16 protein-coding genes and 1 pseudogene are annotated in these 17,464 nt (G+C 73.3%); 5 read left to right on the plus strand and 12 right to left on the minus strand.

Annotated features, from left to right (window positions below; genetic code table 11):
* Positions 1-278: 278 nt before the first annotated feature.
* From MNZ39_RS01565 to MNZ39_RS01575, 3 genes are all read right to left on the minus strand, one after another.
* Positions 279-1,610 (minus strand): ABC transporter substrate-binding protein, encoded by a 1,332-nt coding sequence (locus MNZ39_RS01565; protein WP_242333462.1) that lies wholly within the window; start codon positions 1,608-1,610, stop codon positions 279-281.
* A gap of 137 nt (positions 1,611-1,747) precedes the next feature.
* Positions 1,748-2,230 (minus strand): adenosine-specific kinase, encoded by a 483-nt coding sequence (locus MNZ39_RS01570; protein ID WP_242333464.1) that lies wholly within the window; start codon positions 2,228-2,230, stop codon positions 1,748-1,750.
* A gap of 141 nt (positions 2,231-2,371) precedes the next feature.
* A complete protein-coding gene (locus tag MNZ39_RS01575; protein WP_242333466.1) occupies positions 2,372-4,141 on the minus strand; it encodes a hypothetical protein in 1,770 nt (589 codons plus the stop codon).
* 197 nt (positions 4,142-4,338) lie between these two features.
* On the opposite strand from MNZ39_RS01575, the gene MNZ39_RS01580 reads away from it, so the two are divergent.
* Entirely contained in the window at positions 4,339-4,731 is a 393-nt protein-coding gene (locus MNZ39_RS01580) for a hypothetical protein (RefSeq protein ID WP_242333468.1), read from the plus strand.
* Between the two features lie 17 nt (positions 4,732-4,748).
* Here the strand turns inward: MNZ39_RS01580 and cydB are convergent, their stop codons facing one another.
* The 4 genes from cydB to MNZ39_RS01600 form a co-directional block, all read right to left on the minus strand.
* Positions 4,749-5,777: a cytochrome d ubiquinol oxidase subunit II gene (cydB, locus tag MNZ39_RS01585; protein ID WP_242333470.1), complete on the minus strand. Its 1,029-nt coding sequence runs from the start codon at positions 5,775-5,777 to the stop codon at positions 4,749-4,751.
* Entirely contained in the window at positions 5,777-7,195 is a 1,419-nt protein-coding gene (locus MNZ39_RS01590; protein WP_242333472.1) for a cytochrome ubiquinol oxidase subunit I, read from the minus strand. The genes cydB and MNZ39_RS01590 overlap by 1 nt, the downstream gene beginning before the upstream one ends.
* Positions 7,196-7,357: 162 nt before the next feature.
* Complete coding sequence (locus MNZ39_RS24785) at positions 7,358-8,092, minus strand: alpha-ketoglutarate-dependent dioxygenase AlkB (protein ID WP_242333475.1); 735 nt, start codon at positions 8,090-8,092, stop codon at positions 7,358-7,360.
* A complete protein-coding gene (locus tag MNZ39_RS01600) occupies positions 8,089-9,042 on the minus strand; it encodes a zinc-dependent alcohol dehydrogenase family protein (protein WP_242333477.1) in 954 nt (317 codons plus the stop codon). Before MNZ39_RS01600 ends, MNZ39_RS24785 begins: the two co-directional genes overlap by 4 nt.
* A 115-nt stretch (positions 9,043-9,157) precedes the next feature.
* On the opposite strand from MNZ39_RS01600, the gene MNZ39_RS24790 reads away from it, so the two are divergent.
* The 3 genes and pseudogenes from MNZ39_RS24790 to MNZ39_RS01615 form a co-directional block, all read left to right on the plus strand.
* Positions 9,158-9,661: a GreA/GreB family elongation factor gene (locus MNZ39_RS24790; protein WP_242333479.1), complete on the plus strand. Its 504-nt coding sequence runs from the start codon at positions 9,158-9,160 to the stop codon at positions 9,659-9,661.
* A gap of 173 nt (positions 9,662-9,834) precedes the next feature.
* Entirely contained in the window at positions 9,835-10,602 is a 768-nt protein-coding gene (locus MNZ39_RS01610; RefSeq protein ID WP_242333481.1) for an SGNH/GDSL hydrolase family protein, read from the plus strand.
* 502 nt (positions 10,603-11,104) lie between these two features.
* Positions 11,105-11,437, plus strand: a pseudogene (locus MNZ39_RS01615) (YsnF/AvaK domain-containing protein); the annotation flags it as partial.
* A 151-nt stretch (positions 11,438-11,588) separates the two neighbouring features.
* Here the strand turns inward: MNZ39_RS01615 and MNZ39_RS01625 are convergent.
* From MNZ39_RS01625 to MNZ39_RS01635, 3 genes are all read right to left on the minus strand, one after another.
* Positions 11,589-12,788 (minus strand): hypothetical protein, encoded by a 1,200-nt coding sequence (locus tag MNZ39_RS01625; RefSeq protein ID WP_242333483.1) that lies wholly within the window; start codon positions 12,786-12,788, stop codon positions 11,589-11,591.
* 92 nt (positions 12,789-12,880) lie between these two features.
* Positions 12,881-14,584: a class I adenylate-forming enzyme family protein gene (locus MNZ39_RS01630; RefSeq protein WP_242333485.1), complete on the minus strand. Its 1,704-nt coding sequence runs from the start codon at positions 14,582-14,584 to the stop codon at positions 12,881-12,883.
* A 121-nt stretch (positions 14,585-14,705) separates the two neighbouring features.
* Positions 14,706-15,257 carry a YceI family protein gene (locus MNZ39_RS01635; protein ID WP_242333486.1) on the minus strand — a complete coding sequence of 184 codons (552 nt, stop codon included), beginning with the start codon at positions 15,255-15,257 and terminating at the stop codon, positions 14,706-14,708.
* 119 nt (positions 15,258-15,376) lie between these two features.
* Between MNZ39_RS01635 and MNZ39_RS01640 the strand changes: the two genes are divergently transcribed.
* Positions 15,377-16,279 (plus strand): LysR family transcriptional regulator, encoded by a 903-nt coding sequence (locus tag MNZ39_RS01640; RefSeq protein ID WP_242333488.1) that lies wholly within the window; start codon positions 15,377-15,379, stop codon positions 16,277-16,279.
* Between the two features lie 52 nt (positions 16,280-16,331).
* On the opposite strand, the gene MNZ39_RS01645 is transcribed toward MNZ39_RS01640, so the two are convergent.
* Complete coding sequence (locus tag MNZ39_RS01645) at positions 16,332-16,844, minus strand: hemerythrin domain-containing protein (protein ID WP_242333490.1); 513 nt, start codon at positions 16,842-16,844, stop codon at positions 16,332-16,334.
* Positions 16,844-17,305 carry a hypothetical protein gene (locus MNZ39_RS01650; protein WP_242333492.1) on the minus strand — a complete coding sequence of 154 codons (462 nt, stop codon included), beginning with the start codon at positions 17,303-17,305 and terminating at the stop codon, positions 16,844-16,846. The genes MNZ39_RS01645 and MNZ39_RS01650 overlap by 1 nt, the downstream gene beginning before the upstream one ends.
* Positions 17,306-17,464: the final 159 nt, after the last annotated feature.

Genomic DNA, 17,464 nt, shown 5'->3' on the forward strand with positions numbered 1-17,464 from the left:
CCCGCCGCGCCGGGCCCCGGCCCCCCCCGGGGCCGCCGCCGCCCCAACCCCGGGGCCGCCCCGGCGGGCTCACTTCGCTCGCCTCATCTCTCACGGGGGCTGCCGCCCCCGCCCCGCCGAGCAAAGCTCGGCCGGGCCCCACCCCTGCTCGCCGGGTCCCATGCGCCACCGTGGGCGGCTTCGCCGCGAACACGGTGGCGCCCCGGCGGGCTCACTTCGCTCGCCTCATCTCTCACGGGGGCTGCCGCCCCCGCCCCTGCTCGCCGGGTCCCTGCGCCTCAGGCGGTCTTCCACTTGTCCCAGATCCGCTTCAGCTCCTTCTCCGCGGCCTTCGCCGAGTCCTCGGGCGAGAGCTCGTCGCGCGCGACCTTCGCGAACATGGTCGGGAGCACGAAGGTGTTGAACGCCTCGTCCACCGCGGCGGTGGCGTAGCCGGGGTACCCGACGTTCGTCGCCCACTCCAGCACGTTGCCGAGCACGGCGTACTTGTCCGGCGGCGAGCCCTTGGGGTCGTTCGCGATCTGCTGCTTCAGATCGGGCACGGTCTTCGGGAAGCACGGGAAGTTGTAGAACTCGCTCGCCTTGAACGCCTCCGCGAAGGCGTCGATGTAGTCGACGAGGAACTGCTTCGCGCCCTCCGGGTTCTCCGCGAACCGCCAGATCGCGTAGCAGTCCATCACGTGCTCGGCGGCCATGCGGCGCACCGGCCCCTTCAGCGCGGGCACGATCTGGATCTTCTTCGACATCTCCGGGTTCTCCTTCTCCGCGGTGCGCGTGACGGAGATGGCGTTCGCCACGAAGGAGAGCTTCCCGGCCAGGATGCCGCGGTTGTTGGACGAGGGATCCCAGGTGAACACCTCGCCCGTCTCCGCCTCCTTGTAGAGGGCGCGCATGAACTTGAGCGCCTCGATGGTCTGCGGCGAGTTGATGACGACGCGGCCCTCCGCGTCCTGCTCGGACGCGCCGAACGACCACAGGAGCGCGCGCACGGCCATGTTGGTGTCGAGCTCCTGCGAGAGCCCGAGGCCCACCGGGTTTCCGAACTTGTCCTTGATGGCCTTGCCGCCCTTGCGCAGGTCGTCCCAGGTGTCGGGGCCCTTCGGGAACCCGACCTGCGACCAGAGATCCTGGCGGTAGTTGCCCGGGTCCGGGACGTAGCTGTCGGAGAAGGCGAAGTACTTCTTCGTCTTCGGGTTGAAGGTGGACTTGTGGCCGAGGTCGATCGGCTTGCCCCACTTCTTCTCCACCGACTGGTAGATCTCGGTGTGGTCGATGACCTGCTTCTCGTAGGCCGCGGGCGGCGAGAGGAACATGAAGAGGTCGTGGCCGCGCTGCGCCGACACCTCCGCCGCGGCGCGCGCGTTGATCTCGCCGATGGCGATGTGATCGACCACCACCTGCGTGCCGTGCTTCGCGCCCCACTGCTTGCAGAACACCCCGTCGAACCACTTGTCGTAGCCGGGGACGAAGTGGCTCCACTGCACGATCTTGAGCGTCTTCTGCTGCGCGCGTGCGCGCCGCGGAGCTCCCGCCGCCGCCGCGAGCGCGCCGACGCCCGCCGCCTTGAGGATCTCCCTGCGCGTCAGGCCGCGCCTTCCATCGCTCGCCATGCCCGCCTCCCTCCGTCACACGATGGGTGACGTACGGAGAGGGCCCTAACGGCCGCGCCGGAGGCGGCACGCGCCGGACGGGGCTCCTGCGGCGCGTCAACGGCGGTCCGGCCGAGCGCCGCCTCGGCCGCCGAGCTTCACAGCTTGTAGCCGAACCGCCGGAGGAGCCCCTTGCGCTCGGCGACGTCCGCGTCGCTCTCGACACCGGCCGGCGCGCCGCCGTCCACCACGCCGAGGATCCCTCGCCCGGCGTCGGTGCCTGCGATCAAGATCTCGACCGGGTTCGCCGTCGCACAGAAGATCGTGCACACCTCCGGCACGAGCTTGAGCGCGTTCAGGACGTTCACGGGGAAGCCCTTCCGCAGGAACACCACGAAGGAGTGGCCGGCGCCGATCGCCTCGGCGTTCTTCACGGCGAGATCGACGAGCCCCGGGTCGTTCCCCGAGCGGCGCACGAGGCGCGGCCCCGACGACTCGCAGAACGCGAGCCCGAACTCGAGGTGGGGCGAGGAGCCGGCGAGCACCTCGTGGAGGTCCTCCACCGTCTTGATGAAGTGCGCCTGGCCGACGATCACGTTCACGTCGTCGGGCTTCTCGATTCGGACGGACGAGAGCTCCATCGCTGCCTCCGCGCGGCGGACGGCGCGATCATGGCCGCGCTGCGGCGCGCGGGGAGGCGCGAGGTGGGTTGCCTCCCTCGGACGGCGAGGTCCGGCGCGCCCTCGCGCGGCCGGACCCCGTGGAGCGCGCGGGCGAGCCGCTCAGCCGAGCTCGAGCCAGGAGAACCACACCGGGTGGTTCGTCTTGTACCACTCCAGCACCCGGCGGATGGCGGCCTGCTTCTCCCGCGGCATGACCCGCTCGTCCACCCGGTCGAGGTGCACGCGGATCCTCTCGCCGTCGTGCTCGAGCGCCTGGGAGAGCATCGTCTGCAGCTCGTTCCGGATGCGGCCGGAGTCGGAGATCTTCACCGCGCGGCTCGCGGGATCCACGCCGGAGAGGAAGCGCGAGAGGAGCGGGCTGAAGATGAGCCGCGTCTCGTCGAACGACTCCATGAGCCGGAAGGTGAAGGTCATCTTCGCGGAGGCCTGCCGGGTGGCGAGCCGGGTCGTCACCTTGTAGACGCCCTCGCGCACCTGGGTGACGCCGGGCGCGCCGGAGTACGGGTCGTCGCACATGTAGCCGAGGCTCGCGAGCACGCCCCACTTCTTCTCGGGCAGGAAGTCGTCGGCCCGGATGACGCGCTGCTTGAGCGGCATCGCGGCGGCCTCCGCCTCCTCGATGGCCTCGGCGTAGGACTTCACCTCCCCCGCCTCGAGCACCCTCCCGCCGAACAGCTCGCCGAGCCGGCGCGCGAAGTCGGCGGCCCGCGGGTCGAGCTGCATGAGCTTGCCCTCGGCGTCGCAGGGCAGCGTGAACGCCGGCGAGAACGTGGCCATGGTCGTGTCCACGTCGAGCACGGACGAGAGGCTCGCGGCCTGCATGGCCTCGGCGGTGGCGGCGTAGCCGTCGCAGAGGAAGACGTGCGTCGCGCCCGCGCCGTCCGCCCAGCTCCCCACGAGGAAGGTCGGCGCGTAGGTGCCGGAGTCGGTGAAGACCTCGAGGCCGGACGGCGCCTTCCACCCGTCCTCCACGAGGTGCGCGCCGAGCGCCTTCCACTCCTCCCAGAGCTTCCCGAGCCGCCCGACGCGGCTCTTCCCGCGCAGCGTCCAGACGTGGACGTTCTCCCGCCGGATGCCGGGGTAGGTGGCCTCGATGGCCTCCATCACCTGCTTGCGGGGCGTGCGGTAGTCGAGCAGGACCGAGTCGCGCTCCGCCGCGGCGGCGACCCTCCGCGGCAGCGTGAGGCAGCCCATGTACGACTCGTACGGGCGCGACACGGTGAGCGGCGAGTCGAACAGGTGGAACACCGCCATCGGGCCGGAGGGCTTCCCCTCGGCGAAGCGAGAGGTGTTCTCGAGCGTGTCCACCGCGGCGCCCCACACCGTGATGCCGCGGTCCCGGAGCCAGCCGTAGAACTGCTCGAAGGTGTGGCCCGGCTCGTTGAGCAGGCGGCGGACGCGGCGGTCCACGATGCGCGCCACCTCGGGCCGGGCGTAGACGCGGCCGAAGCCGAGCAGCGGGTTCGCGCCCATCTCCGGCGTCTCGCCGGCCTTGGGCATGAGCCCCTCGCCGAGCGAGACCATGATGGCGTGGTTCTCGGGGAGCGTGCGCGTGGTGCTCCAGAGCCCCTCGCTCATCACGTAGGCGCTGATGGCGTCGGCGTTCTTCTTCACCTGGTTGTAGGCCGCCTTGTCCTTGCCCGCGCCGGCGCCGTAGTCGCCGAAGAGCTTCGTGCCGAGCGCGGTCGCCGCCGAGGTCATGGCGAGGCAGCGGGCGATCCCGCGGGGCGTGAAGCTGTGGGCCGACACCGGATCGGCCTGGTAGCGCTCGACCTCGACGTCCTCCAGCCAGAGGTGGAAGCGCAGGAGCACCGGCCGGGTGTCGAAGGCCCACTGGGCGATGAGGTTGCGCTTTTCGATGTCTTGCACGGGGGTCTCCGGTGGGCGCGGTTCGGAAGGCTGGGGCATTTTATGAACTCGCGCCGGACCCGGAGCCACTTTGCGGCCTTCCGACCCCACGCGAGACGGAGCGAAGAAATCCAGGAAGCGACGCGGTCGCGTCAAGCGAAAGCGTTGCGCGCTGCGCCACGGGAGCGGCGCGCTCGCGAGCGCGTTAACCTCGCGCCGTGCACGACCTCCCGCCCCTCGCCGCGCTCCTCGCCCAGGATCCCCTCTGGTCGCCCTCCCCGGCCGACGCCGCCCGCCTCGAGCGGGACGCCGGGGCGAGCCCGCCGCCCGCGCTCGCGGCCGAGCTCCGCTGGTGGCGCGCCCTCGCGGCCGGACGGGCGCAGCGCTGGGACGAGGTCTCGGCGCTCGCGGAGGCGGGCCTCGGTGAGCCGGCCTCGGAGCGCGAGACGGTCCGGCTCGCGTTCCTGCACTGCCTCTCCGGGGACCTCGCCCAGGCCGAGCACCTCGTCGCGCAGGCGGTGCAGACCGGCAGCGACGAGGCCCTGCCAAGGCGCTTCGCCGGCTGGTGCGAGCGGGAGGGGCTCTCCGCGGCCGCGGCACGGTTCCGCTAGAGGCGCGTCCGGACGGATCAGTACCCGTGCCCGCCGCGGTGCTCCCCCTCGCGGATCTTCCCGCGGAACACCCAGTAGATGAGGCCGGTGTAGCCGAGCACGAACGGCATCCCCATGGCGGCGATGATCGCCATGTTGCGCAAGGTCGGGGCGGTGGAGGAGCCGTTTCGGATCGTGATCGACAGGGCGGGATCGAGGCTCGAGGTGACGAGGTTCGGCCACTGGGCGAGCCCGAACAGCACCACGAGCCCGGCGACCGTCAGGGCGGAGGAGGCGAACGCCTGGAAGTAGCGGCGCAGGAACACGGCGCGCGGGACGTTCCCCGCCGCGAGGACGTTCAGGACGACGATGCCCCACGCCCACGGCAGGTGGGCGAAGTTCGCCGTCGCGCGCGGGATGGCCACGAGCGTGAAGATCGTCGTGAGCAGGTAGAGCACCGAGAACACGCCGGCGGCGCTCCAGGCCCAGCGGCGCACCTCCTCGTGTAGCTCCCCCTCGGTCTTGATGAGGAGCCACACCGCCCCGTGCAGCGCGAAGAGCGAGAGCGCGAAGACGCCGACGAGGAGCGCGTACGGCGAGAGGAGCCCGGAGAGCGCCACCTGCGCCTCGCCGTCGGCGCGCACCGGCAGCCCCATCATGACGTTACCGACCGCGGCGCCGAACAGGATGGGCGAGAGCGCGCTCGCGGCGAAGAAGGCGACGTCCCAGGTGTTGCGCCAGGCCCGCGACGGGCGGCGGCTGCGGAACTCGATCGCCACGGCCCGGAAGATGAGCGCGAGGATGAGCAGCATGAGCGGCGTGTAGAGCGCGCTGAACGCCGTCGCGTACGCCCGCGGGAACGCGGCGAAGAGCGCGCCGCCGAACGTGACGAGCCAGACCTCGTTCCCGTCCCAGACCGGCCCGATCGCGTTCAGCATCACGCGGCGCTGCTCGTCTCGCCGCGCGAGGAGGTAGAGCGTGCCGACGCCGAGGTCGAACCCGTCGAGCACCGCGTAGCCCGCGAGCAGCACGCCGAGGAGGACGAACCAGAGCACCTGCAGGTCCATCACCGCCTCCCCTCGCCTGCGAGGTGGGAGCGCCCCGGCTCCTCGTAGGTGGCCGCGACGTCCACGAGCTCCTTGCCCCTGGTCGGACCATGGGGCGGGACCGCCGGCGGCGGCCCGGCCTGGATCTTCGCGTTCATGACGTAGACCCAGACGAGGAACAGGCCCGCGTAGACGAGCCCGAACAGCACGAGGGACTGGAGCACCTGGCCGTCCGTCACGGACAGCGAGAACGAGTGCTCGGTGCGGAGCAGGTTCCACACCGTCCAGGGCTGCCGCCCCACCTCCGCGACGATCCAGCCGAGCTGGTTCGAGGCGTACGTCCCGAGCACCGCGAAGACGAAGATCCACAGGAGCCAGCGCGTGCGGAAGAGCGTCCCCCTCCGGCGGAGCCACAGGCCGAGGAGCGTGAGCGCGATGAACGCCGTGCCGAGCGCGACCATCAGGTGGAAGGCGTAGAACGGCACGGCGACCGGCGGGCGCGCGTCGGGCGGCACCGACGCGAGCCCCGGGATGGAGGCGTGGGGGTCGCGGTGCACGAGCAGCGAGAGACCGCCGGGGATGGCTACGCCGAGCGCGACCCGGCCCTCCTCGGGCCTCGGCACGCCGAACACGTGGAGGTCCGCCGGGCCGTCCTCGAAGTGCCCCTCCATGGCGGCGAGCTTCGGCGGCTGGTGCTCGGCGACGATGCGCGCGCTCTGGTCGCCCGTGACGAGGAGGAGCACGGAGAAGATCGCCCCGAACGAGAGGGCGACCGAGAAGCTCCGCCGCGCGAACTCCTCGTGCCTCCCGCGCAGGAGGTAGAAGGCCGAGATGCTGAGCACGAAGAACGCGCCGAGCACGTAGGCGCCGTTGAGGGTGTGCAGGAGCCGGCCTATCGTCGACGGGTTCAGGACCGCGTCCCAGAACCCGGTGATCTCGGCGCGGCGCGCCGCGCCCTCGCCGACGACCCGGAACCCGGCGGGCGTCTGCTGCCAGCTGTTCGCGACGATGATCCAGACCGCCGAGAAGACCGAGCCGAGCGCGACCAGCACCGCCGACACGAAGTGCATCCGCGGCGACACCCGGTCCCAGCCGAAGACCAGCACGGCGAGGAAGCCCGACTCCAGGAAGAACGCGAAGATGCCCTCCGCCGCGAGCGCCGAGCCGAAGATGTCGCCCACGAAGACCGAGTAGCGCGACCAGTTCGTGCCGAACTGGAACTCCATGACGACGCCGGTCGCGACGCCGATGGCGAAGTTCGCCGCGAAGAGCCCGGTCCAGAAGTGGGCGGCCGAGTGATAGACGGGATCCTTGGTCCGCAGGTACTTCCAGAGCAGCACCGCGATCACCGCCGCGAGCCCGATGGTGAGCGGCGGGAACAGATAGTGAAACATGATCGTCAGCGCGAACTGCACGCGCGAGAGCGTGAGGACGTCCATCGGGCGCTCCTTCGCGGGGGGCCCCTCGCCACGGGAGGGGCCGCTAGAATGTGCGCCCCTCGCGCAGGAGCGTGAAGGAGAACCGCGCGTTCCCGGGGGGCCCCGCCGAACGGGCGTGCGCGCGTGCGCGCGCCGCCGGCGCCCCCGGTCGGAGGTGATGCGTCAGCGAGGGGGTCCGCCGGGCTCCCGGTCCGGCGCCTCGCCCTCGCCGTCCTCCACCTCGACCCCGTAGCCGCGCGGATCGAGGCCGTGGCGGAAGGCGATGCTGATCCGCGGCCCCGCCCGCGCGACCTTGGGGACGGAGTGCTGCCACGTCCGCTGCGTCCGGCCGCCGGTGACGAGCAGGTCGCCGCGGCCGAGCGCGAACGCCAGGGGCCGTCCGGCGCCCTTCCGGCGCAGGAGGAACCGGCGCGGCTCCCCGAGCGACACCAGCGCGACGATCGGCTCCGCGACGCGCTTCTCGATCCGGTCGCCGTGCCAGGCCACCCCATCCGCGCCGTCGCGGTAGAGGTTGAACCCGGCGGAGTCGAGCTCGACGCCGTACCGGCGCGAGAGCGCCCGTCGCATCTCGTCCACGATCGCCGGCTCGAGCGGCACTCCGGACGCGGCGCTCCATGGCGCCGTGAGCCGGGGCTCCTCCACCTCGCGGTCGTACAGCCTGCGCTTGCGCCGGCCCCAGCGGCGCGTGCGGAGGAGCTCCTCGAACAGCGCGTCCGAGCCGGAGACCCACCCCGGCGCGACGTCGATCCAGGACTCCGCGTCGAGCTCGATGCGGCGCACGCCGCCGAACGAGCGGTCGAACGACGGCGCGGCCGAGTCGAACAGCGTGGGCTGGAAGCGGACGACGTCATCCCAGAACCGATAACCGGGCCCGGCGCCGCCGCCACGCCGCGTCACCGTCCGATGGCGAGGACGAGCTTGCCGCGCCCGTGCCCGGACTCGAGCCGGCGGTGGGCCTCGGCCGCCGCCTCGAGCGGGAGCACCGCGTCCACGAGCGGCCGGAGCTTCCCCTGCTCCACGAGACGCGCGAGCTCCTCGAGCCGCCGCCCCTCGCGCGTGAGGAACACGCCGTGGAGCGTCTGGTTCTTGAGATAGAGCGAGGTGAGGTCGCCGTCGCAGCCGAGGATCGTGGCGATCCGGCCGAACGGGCGCGTCGCCTCGGTCGACCCGGGCACCGTGGCGCCTCCCACGGTGGTGAGCACCGCGTCCACCCCCTGCCCCCCCGTCTCGCGGAGCGCGGCCTTCACGACGCTCTCGCCGCGGTAGTCCACGCAGACGTCCGCGCCGAGCGCGCGCAGCGTCTCCTGGTTGTCCGGGCCGGCGGTCGCGATGACGCGCGCCCCGGCCGCCTTGGCGATCTGGACCGCGAACGAGCCTACGCCGCCCGCGCCGCCGTGGATGAGCACGGTCTCGCCGACCTGCACCGCGAGGCGCCGCACGAGCGCCTCGTACGCGGTCCCGCCCGCGAGCGGGATCGCCGCCGCCTCGGCGTGCGTGAGCCGCGCCGGCTTCCGCGCGGCGATCGCCGCCTGCACGACGGCGTACTCGGCGTACGTACCGTGCGGGTTGCCGAAGATCTCCGGGGTGTAGAACACCTCGTCGCCCTCGCGGAAGCGCGTGACACCCGGGCCGACCGCCTCGACCACGCCCGACGCGTCGTAGCCGATCACGGCGGGGACCTCGAGCTGCGCCCAGGTCCCGGAGTGCCGGATCTTCGCGTCGACCGGGTTCGTGCCCGAGGCGATGACGCGGACGAGGAGCTCGCCGGGGCCGGGCGTGGGCCTCGGGACGTCGCGGAGCTCGAGGACGTCGGGACCGCCGAACTTCGGGACCACCATGGCGCGCATGCGGGCGAAGTAGCCGGGCCGCGGCGCCGCCGCGGGCCGTCCTTGGGGCTGCGGCGACGCGCCCCGAGGGCCGTCCTCGCGCGCCGGCGCGCCCGGGAGGACCTAGGATTGACTCGTGTCCAAGGCGTTCACGAGCGAGGAGACGCCCGACCTCGGCCCCGTCGTGCGGGCGCCGCCCCGGGTCGCCCCCGGCGAGGTGAGGTACGTCACGCCGGAGGGGCAGGCGGCGCTGCGCCAGGAGCTCGAGCGGCTGCGCGAGGCCCGGGCGGACGCGGCGGCGCTGCCGGAGCACGCGCGCGCCGCGCGGCATGCCGAGCTCGACAGGCGGGCCGCGCTCGTCGAAGGGACGCTCGCGGCCCTGACGGTGCTCGGTCCCGAGAGCGCGCCCGAGGGCCGGGTCGGGTTCGGGACCTGGGTGCTCGTGGAGGACGAGGAAGGGCGCACTCACTCCTGGCGCATCGTCGGACCGGACGAGGCCGACGCGCGGCGCGGCCTCGTCAGCGTCAGCTCACCGGTGGCGCAAGCCCTCCTCGGTCACGAGGCCGGAGACACAGTGGAGGTGGATCTCCCCGCGGGCGTGCGCGAGTTCACGGTGCTCGAGGTCCGGCGCCGGAGCTGAGGCGGCACCGCTTCGGGGCGTCGCGCGCCCCTCACCCGTGGCGCCCGTCCCACGAACACGGGCCGGGGCCCCCCCTCGCGCCCTCGCTCGCATCCCGCTAGCATCGTTCCACCGTCCGGCGACCTTCCCGCTTCCTCGCGCTCGGGCGGCATCCGCCGGACCGTGGGCGTCACATGAGCGGAGCGAGGACGATCGCCGGCAGGTGGGCGCGGGGAGTGACCGCCGCGGCGGCGCTCCTCGCCGCGTGCATGGCGGGCCACGCCGCGCCTCCGCGAGACGCGGCGGCCACGGACGCGCCTCAGGTGATCTTCTTCGGCTCGAGCACGACCGCGGGCACCGGCGCGTCCCGCCCCGAGCGGCGCTGGACCACGCTCCTCGCGCGCCACGCCGGGTGGAGCGAGGTGAACGAGGGGCTCCCCGGCTCGACGCTCACCGACGTGACCGGCCGTCCCGCGCCGTCGGGAGAGCTCCGCTGGCGGGCGCTCGCGGGGAGCGGCCTCCGCCCCGGCGTGGTGGTCGTGATGTACGGCGCGAACGACGCGATCGCGGGGGTGCCGCTCGGCGAGGCCGATGCGCCGGGGACGTTCCGGCATGCCGCCGCGTCCGTGCTGCGCGGTCTCCGCGCCGCGTTCCCGCGGGCGGTGCTCGTCGTCTGCACGCCGCAGCCCGGGCGGCGGCTCGACCGCGCACGGCGCGCCCCGTACGACGCCGCGCTCGCGGACGAGGCGCGCGCCGTCGGCGCCGTCGTGGTGCGCGGCGACGAGGCGTTCGCGCCGGACGCGCTGCCGCGCTTCGCGGCGGACACGATCCACCTCAACGACGCCGGACACGCCGCGCTCGCCGCGTACGTGGAGCGCGCGCTCCTCGACGCGCGCGTCATCTCCCGGCCGCACGTCGCGAAGGGCGCCGGCTTCGGCGTCGACGGCGCGATGATGCCCTGAAGGCTCCGCGAAGGCAGCCGTACGGCGAGGGAGCCCCACGCCCGTGCGGAGCTCCGGCGAGACTGAGCGCGCGCCGGGTCCCCGCGCGTGTGGCGGCGCGAGGGTCCGCCGGCGAGGGCGCGTGCCCGTGGCGCTCGCCCGCCGCCCTCTTGCCGCGCGGCCGCGCGCACCCCAACTCAATGGGGACACCGCACATCCAAGGAAGGGGATCCGCATGTTCGAGAAGCAGGCGGTACGGGAAGGGATGAAGGTTCGCGCGCGTGACGGAGAGGATCTCGGGAAGATCGTGAGCGTCTCGTCGACCGGGATCGTGATCGAGAAGGGCTTCTTCTTCCCCCGCGATTACGAGGTGCCGATGCATCTCCTGAGCGACGTCCGCGACGACGAGCTCTGGCTGTCGTGCACGAAGGAGGACCTGAAGGTCGAGGGGGCGCTGACGGGCGGCGCCGCGAGGACCTCGGAGCTGCGCTCGCCGGAGGCGGGCACGCGCGAGGAGGGGCGCATGCAGCTCTCCGAGGAGGAGCTCGAGGCGCGCAAGCACGTGCGGGACAGGGGTGAGGTCCGCGTGACGAAGGAGGTCGTCACCGAGCACAAGCAGCTCGACGTGCCGGTGATGCACGAGGAGGTCCGGGTGGAGCGCATTCCGGCCTCGGGGACCGAGCACACCGCGACGGGCGCGTTCGAGGAGAAGACGATCTCCGTCCCGGTGCGCGACGAGGAGGTCGAGGTGGTGAAGCGCCCGCGCGTCCGCGAGGAGGTCCGGGTGTCGAAGACCTCGCGGGTCCAGGAGCAGCGCGTCTCGGGCGACGTTCGCCGCGAGGAGGCGCGCATCGAGGGCGAGGGGGACCTCGAGCGCGACCCGCTCAGCCCGCGCCGCGATCCGGCCGAGCGGGGACGCCCGGGGCCGGCCGTTGCCCGCGAGGGCGGGGAGCGGCCGGCCGCACCGCGCGAGGCGCGGCCGCCGCGACGGCGGCGGCCCGGCGCGGCTACCGGTGCTCGACCGCGAGCGGAGCGCCCCTCGGCGCCTCGCCGCGGGCGTGCGCCTCCGGCTCTGCGTCCTCCCCGGGCCTCGCCACGATCCACTCTCCGTCCGAACCGGGCCGGAAGATGGCGTGGACCTTGAGCGAGATGCGCGAGGAGCGCGGATCGATCTCGTGGTGCTGCGGCAGGTTCAGGTAGTAGAGCCGCGTCGGGGTGCCGAAGCGCAGGCGGCAGACCGGCGCCCCGCCGAAGTCGTCCACCGAGAACTCCTCGTTGCGCACCGGCGCGAGCCGGTGGTGCGGACCGAGGACGACGGACGACACGCCGTGGGTGGCGCCCGGATCGCGCTCGCCCATGACGCTCTCGGCGGAGCAGTTGCCGAACACGGTCACGGTGTCGCGCACGCCGGGGGTGTCCTCGAGGTACTCGCCGTAGAAGCCGGAGAGGACGTCGCGGTAGACGCGGTGCTCGGGCTTGGGGTTGCTCTGCACGACGAAGAGCGCGTCGAGCGTCTGGCGCGACCGGAAGAAGAGCTGGTTCGCGTGGTCGATGATCGCGCGAATGTTGGACTCGTACAGGTTGCGGTACACGTAGTCGAGGCAGACGAGGACCATGAAGTTGAAGGGCGTCGCCTCGTTCCGGAACAGGTAGAAGTGCCGGCCGCGGTACTGGTCCTCGTACTTGTCGAGGAACTCCTCGGCGCGGAACGGGTGGGTCTTCGCCTCAAGGAACACCCGCAGCCGACCCTCCGCGTCCTTCACGGCCACGCACCCGACGTTCACCGGCACGCCGAGCACGTCGCCGGAGTCGATGTCGCGATCGACGAGCGGGATCGCCTCCGCGTTGTCGGCCTTGAAGCGCTCGAGCAGCCCGCGGTAGGTCCTGAGCCGCACGTGCTCGAGGCCGAACATCGTGACGGTGCTCGGGCGGAAGCGCGCCGCGACGAGATCGAGCAGGGCGTCCAGGCGCTCGATCGGAACGCAGCTCTCGGGGAGCATGAGGAAGTGGAGCTTCTTGAGATTCCCCGGGCCCTCGTCCACGAGGTCGAGGACGGAGCGGATGGTCCGCCACTGCCCCTCGGGATCGGCGATCCGCCACCCCTCCTGCGTCCGGCGGAGGTGGTTCGGGATCTGCGCGATGAGGCAGTGCAGGTGATGCCCGAGCGGGTACGCGAGCCTCAGCCGCTTGTCGATGATGCGGACCATCCGCTGACGCTACGGTCCGCCTCATCCCGCCGTGAACCACCCCCGGCGGGCCCGTGGCGGGGTGGGCTCACCGCGCGCGGGCACCGGCCCCGTCACGCGGAAGCTCGCTTGTCCCACTTGCCCTGCCTGCGCAGGCCCTCGACGATCTCCTGCGCCCGTTCGCGCAGCGCGAGGTAGTCGGTCTTCGCGACGCGGTTCAGGGGGAGCGTCCCCGCCTCCACCACCTCGACGTGGCTCGGCCGCGCGTAGGAAGCGATGCCCGCGCAGGCCTGGCTGACCTCCTCGGGCGTCACGTCCTCGCCGGCGGCGCGCTCGACGAACATCACGACGGCCTCCACCCAGACGGCGTGCTCGACGCCGACGCACGCGGCCGCGCTCGCCCTGCCTCCGAGCGCGCCGACGACGTGGTTCTCCACGTCGCCGGGGAACACCTGGAACCCCTTCGGCTTGATGGTCAGCTTGGCGCGCCCGGCGAGCCGGAGCCCCTTCTCCGTGTACGCGCCGAGGTCTCCCGTGTAGCAGACCCCGTCTCGCGAGACGGCCTTCGCGCTCGCCTCCGGATCGTTCAGGTAGCCGAGGAACACCTGCGGGCCGGAGAAGCAGATCTCGCCGATCTCGCCGGGCGGGAGCTCCGGCCCGGCAGCGCCCTCGGCGCTCATGGGGCCGCGGATGGTGAGCGGGCAGAGCGGCGAGTCGAACCCGATGCCCTCCGCGAGGTCGTCGGCGGTCGCCCCGAGCGCGGTGTACGTGCAGAACCCGGAGGTCTCGGTGAGCCCGAGCCCGGTCCCGATCTCGGCCGCCATCTCGCGGAGCCGGTCGAGGAACGCGCGCGGCACGCCCTGCCCGCCGTAGATGGCGGCGCGCAGGCTCGAGAGGTCGACCTCGCGGTAGCGCCGGTGGTTCCACTCGAGGTTGAAGAGTGCCGGGATCTGCCCGACCACGGTGACGCGGTGCTGGGCGATCGCCTCGAGGCTCTTCTCGGCGTCGAAGACGTGCAGGAGCACCGAGGTGAGCCCGGCGTAGATCCCCGTGCCGAGCAGCTCGGTCGTGCAGCCGACGTGCGACGGCGGCAGGTTCACGAGGAGCCGGTCGCCCTCCTTCAGGCCGAAGCCGACCGCGAGCCCGACGTTCTGCACGAGGATGCTCTCGTGGCACAGGAGCGCGGGCTTCGGGGAGCCCGTCGAGCCCGTCGTGAAGATGACGAGGCAGCCGTCGCGCCGGCCGACCTTCCGGCGCGCGCGCCGCACCGTGCCGAGGAGCCGCGCGCGGACGTAGCCCGCCTTGATCCCTTTCGTGAAGTCCTTCACCCAGGTCGCGCCGGGCAGGATCCCGTCCGGCTCCTTCTGGAACTGCACCCAGTGGCGCACGCTCGCGCAGCCGCCGACCACCTCGCGGAGCACGGGCAGGAGCGCCGGCGCGCCGGCGAAGAAGTAACCCTTCGGCTGGAGCTTCTCGAGGCAGGCGCGCAGCTCGCCCGCGCGGAGGCGCAGGTCGAGCGGAGCGGCGACCACGCCGATGCGGTAGCAGGCGAGGACGAGGAAGACGTGCTCCTTGAGGAGCGGCAGGCTCGTCGCGAGGACGTCGCCCTTGCGAAAGCCGCTCGCGAGGAGCTTCGCCGCGAACGCGTCCACCGCGGTGTCGAGCGCCTTCCACGTGACCGTCTCGCCGGTGTTGTGCTCGACGAGGGCGATCGCGCCGGGGGCCCGGCGCGCGTGCAGGGTCACGCAGTCGGCGATGTTGTCGGGAAGCGCGGCGGCGCGAGCGCGGCAGTCGGCGTCCTGGGCGGGCGTCTTCATCAGTCGGCTCCTCGTGCGAGCCGCGCGGGGAGGCGGGGCCCGGTCGAACGACCGGGGTTCTACCCCACCTCCGCCGCACGATGAAGCGCTGCGGCACGATCCGGAGCCTGCCCGGGCTCCCCTACGCCGCGACCGTCGCCCCGGCCGTCTTCCGCACCGCCTCGAGCTCGATCGCGATCTCCACCTTCTCGCCCACGAGCACGCCGCCGGTCTCGAGCGCCGCGTTCCAGACGAGCCCGTAGTCTCGCCGGTCGAGCGACGCCTTCGCCGAGAAGCCCGCGCGCTCGTTGCCCCACGGGTCCTTGCCGGTGCCCGCGAACTCGGCCTCGAGCGTCACCTCGCGCACGACGCCGTGGAGCGAGAGGTCGCCCACGATCCGGAGCGCGCCGCCCGCCTGCTCGACGCGCCTCGAGCGGAAGCTGATCTCCGGGTGCGCTGCGACGTCGAGGAAGTCCGGCGAGCGGAGGTGCGCGTCGCGGTCCGCGACGCCGGTGTCGATCGAGGCGGGGTCGATCGTGACCTCGACCGAGGAGCGGGCGAGGTCCTGCGGGTCGAGCTGCACGGTGCCCGTCCAGCGGCCGAACCGGCCGTGCACCTTGGAGATGACCATGTGGCGCACGGAGAAGTGCACCGCGGAGTGTCCGACGTCGATGTCCCAGGGGGTGGCTGCCATTTTCGGTTCCGTCCTTTCGTGGGGCGCGCCTGCCGCGCCCTTCGTGTCCGCAGTCTTGCTATCGTTCCTCGTCCGGCGCAATCTGGACGCTGGCACATGTCTGTTCCATGGAGGGAACGATGGATCTCAACCTCCTCACCGTCTTCGAGGCCGTGGCGCGGAGCCGCAGCTTCTCCGCCGCCGCGAAGGAGCTCGGGCTGCCCAAGTCGTCCGTGAGCCGCGGCGTCGCGCGGCTCGAGGGGGAGCTCGGGGCGCAGCTCCTGCTCCGCACCACCCGCCAGGTGGCGCTCACGACGGCGGGCACCGCGCTCTACGACCGGGCGGCGCCGCTCTTGCGCTCGGTCCAGGCCGCCCTCGGCGAGGTGCCGGCCCAGGAGGAGGAGCCGAGGGGCCTCCTCCGCGTGACGGCGCCCGTCGACCTCGGGGTCCTCTTCCTCGCGGAGGTCGTGACCCGCTACACGGCGCGCTACCCGTCGGTGTCGGTGGACCTGCACCTCACCGGACGCGTGGTGGACCTCGTCGCCGAGCGCTTCGACGTCGCGCTGCGGGTCGGCGCCAGGCTCCAGGACTCCACGCTCGTCGTCCGCAAGGTGGCGCCGATCGTGCTGCGGCTCTTCGCGTCGCCGCTGTACGTCGCCCGCCGCGGCTCGCCGCGCGCGGAGGCCGAGCTCGCGGCGCACGACCGCGTCGTGTTCCGCGGCGGGGCGGAGAAGCTGCGCATCGGGGGCGCGCGCGAGCCCGCGGACGCGAGCGGCCGGGCGCGGATCGTCTGCGACGATCTCCTCTTCGCGCGCGACGCCGTCCGCGCCGGCGCGGGGATCGGCCTCCTCCCCTCCTTCGTGGCCGAGCCCGACGTGGTGGCCGGCCGGCTCGTGCGGATCCTCCCGCGCCACGAGCGCCTCGCCGGCGCGCTCCACGTGGTGACGCCCGCGGCGAAGCACGTCCCGCGGAAGGTCAGCGCCTTCCGCGATCTCGTGGTGGAGCTGGCCGGCGCGCCGAGCGGCCTGCTCGGGGCGGGGTGAGCGGGGCGCTGAACGACGCCGGTCGGGGTTCGAGGCCGGAGCGCCGCCCCGATCACCTTCCCCCGTGGCTCAGGGCGGATTGCCGGAGCGCGGCCTCGGCGGTGCGCAGGACGCGCGGCCCGTCGGCGTAGGGGGCGACCCGCACCGGCGGGTAGGCCCGCATGCGCTGGACGAGCTCCTCCGCCTCGGCCGCGAGCAGCGCGTCGCACTGGTCGTACACGCCGCCCGGCTCCTCCTCGCGCGCGTCGTGCGGCACGAGGATGGACCGCAGCTCCGTCACGAGCTCCGCGGTCGGGGTCGGGACGAGCAGCGAGGCGAGCGCGCCGTGCTCGATGCGGAGCTGGCGCGCGGCGGGGAGCGGCTCGCCGCCGCGCGCCCGCCGGGCCGCGGGCAGCAGGATCTTCTCCTCGAGCGCGATGTGGCGGAGCAGCCCGGCGCGGAAGGCGTCGAACGCGGTCCGCTCCAGCGCGCCCGCCGAGCGGACGGCGCGGTCGAGCAGCGCGTCGAGCCGGGCGTGGTCGTCGGTGAGGTGCCGGGCGATCGGCGTGGCGGGGGTGAGCGGCATCAGTCCTCCTCGTCCTCGGCGGCGCCCATGAGCAGCCGGTGCTGGGCCTCGCGCACCATCCGGTCCACCACGCGGAAGACCGCGGCGGAGAGCTCCTCGTCTGGGCGGCCGGCGTCGCCCGCGTGCCCGGCGGCGAAGAGGGCGAGGAGGGTCCAGTCCTCGGCGGAGACGGCGAGGTGCGTGTCGGGGCGGTAGCCGTCCGCCGTGGCGCGGAACGGCTCGAGGTCGCCGTGGACCGGGCGGAGCACGAGGAACCGGCCGCGGCGGCGCTCCCGGTGCGCGTCGACGATCCACTCGCGCCGCGCGGAGTCGCGGGTCCGCGCCGAGCCGAGGAGACCCGCGTCCGAGCGCTGCAGCGCGCGGAAGGCGGCCTGCGCGTCCGGCGCGAGCGCCTTCCCGTTCGGATGGGCGGCGGCGCCGCTCTCGTAGCGCTCGAGGATCTCCGCGGGTTCGTAGGGCATCGGGCGCTCCTCTGGGGCGGCACCGGACCGGGCGAACGTCGTGCACGCCGTGCGAGGGTCTCTAGGCAGGCGGCCGCCCGCAGTCAACGCGAGCCGCGGGGCGGCGGCGGACCACGCGAAGGACGTGTCCGGCCGGGGAGCGACGGACAACGATGGGAC

Origin of the sequence: Anaeromyxobacter sp. SG66 (assembly GCF_022690805.1) — a bacterium.
Lineage (GTDB): Bacteria > Myxococcota > Myxococcia > Myxococcales > Anaeromyxobacteraceae > Anaeromyxobacter > Anaeromyxobacter soli.

Excerpts from the sequence above, each read along its gene's own strand:
- MNZ39_RS01565 (WP_242333462.1), bottom strand. The coding sequence starts at position 1,610 with ATGGCGAGCGATGGAAGGCGCGGCCTGACGCGCAGGGAGATCCTCAAG.
- MNZ39_RS01570 (WP_242333464.1), bottom strand. The coding sequence starts at position 2,230 with ATGGAGCTCTCGTCCGTCCGAATCGAGAAGCCCGACGACGTGAACGTG.
- cydB (WP_242333470.1), bottom strand. The coding sequence starts at position 5,777 with ATGGACCTGCAGGTGCTCTGGTTCGTCCTCCTCGGCGTGCTGCTCGCG.
- MNZ39_RS01590 (WP_242333472.1), bottom strand. The coding sequence starts at position 7,195 with ATGGACGTCCTCACGCTCTCGCGCGTGCAGTTCGCGCTGACGATCATG.
- MNZ39_RS01600 (WP_242333477.1), bottom strand. The coding sequence starts at position 9,042 with ATGCGCGCCATGGTGGTCCCGAAGTTCGGCGGTCCCGACGTCCTCGAG.
- MNZ39_RS01610 (WP_242333481.1), top strand. The coding sequence starts at position 9,835 with ATGAGCGGAGCGAGGACGATCGCCGGCAGGTGGGCGCGGGGAGTGACC.
- MNZ39_RS01625 (WP_242333483.1), bottom strand. The coding sequence starts at position 12,788 with ATGGTCCGCATCATCGACAAGCGGCTGAGGCTCGCGTACCCGCTCGGG.
- MNZ39_RS01630 (WP_242333485.1), bottom strand. The coding sequence starts at position 14,584 with ATGAAGACGCCCGCCCAGGACGCCGACTGCCGCGCTCGCGCCGCCGCG.
- MNZ39_RS01635 (WP_242333486.1), bottom strand. The coding sequence starts at position 15,257 with ATGGCAGCCACCCCCTGGGACATCGACGTCGGACACTCCGCGGTGCAC.
- MNZ39_RS01640 (WP_242333488.1), top strand. The coding sequence starts at position 15,377 with ATGGATCTCAACCTCCTCACCGTCTTCGAGGCCGTGGCGCGGAGCCGC.
- MNZ39_RS01645 (WP_242333490.1), bottom strand. The coding sequence starts at position 16,844 with ATGCCGCTCACCCCCGCCACGCCGATCGCCCGGCACCTCACCGACGAC.
- MNZ39_RS01650 (WP_242333492.1), bottom strand. The coding sequence starts at position 17,305 with ATGCCCTACGAACCCGCGGAGATCCTCGAGCGCTACGAGAGCGGCGCC.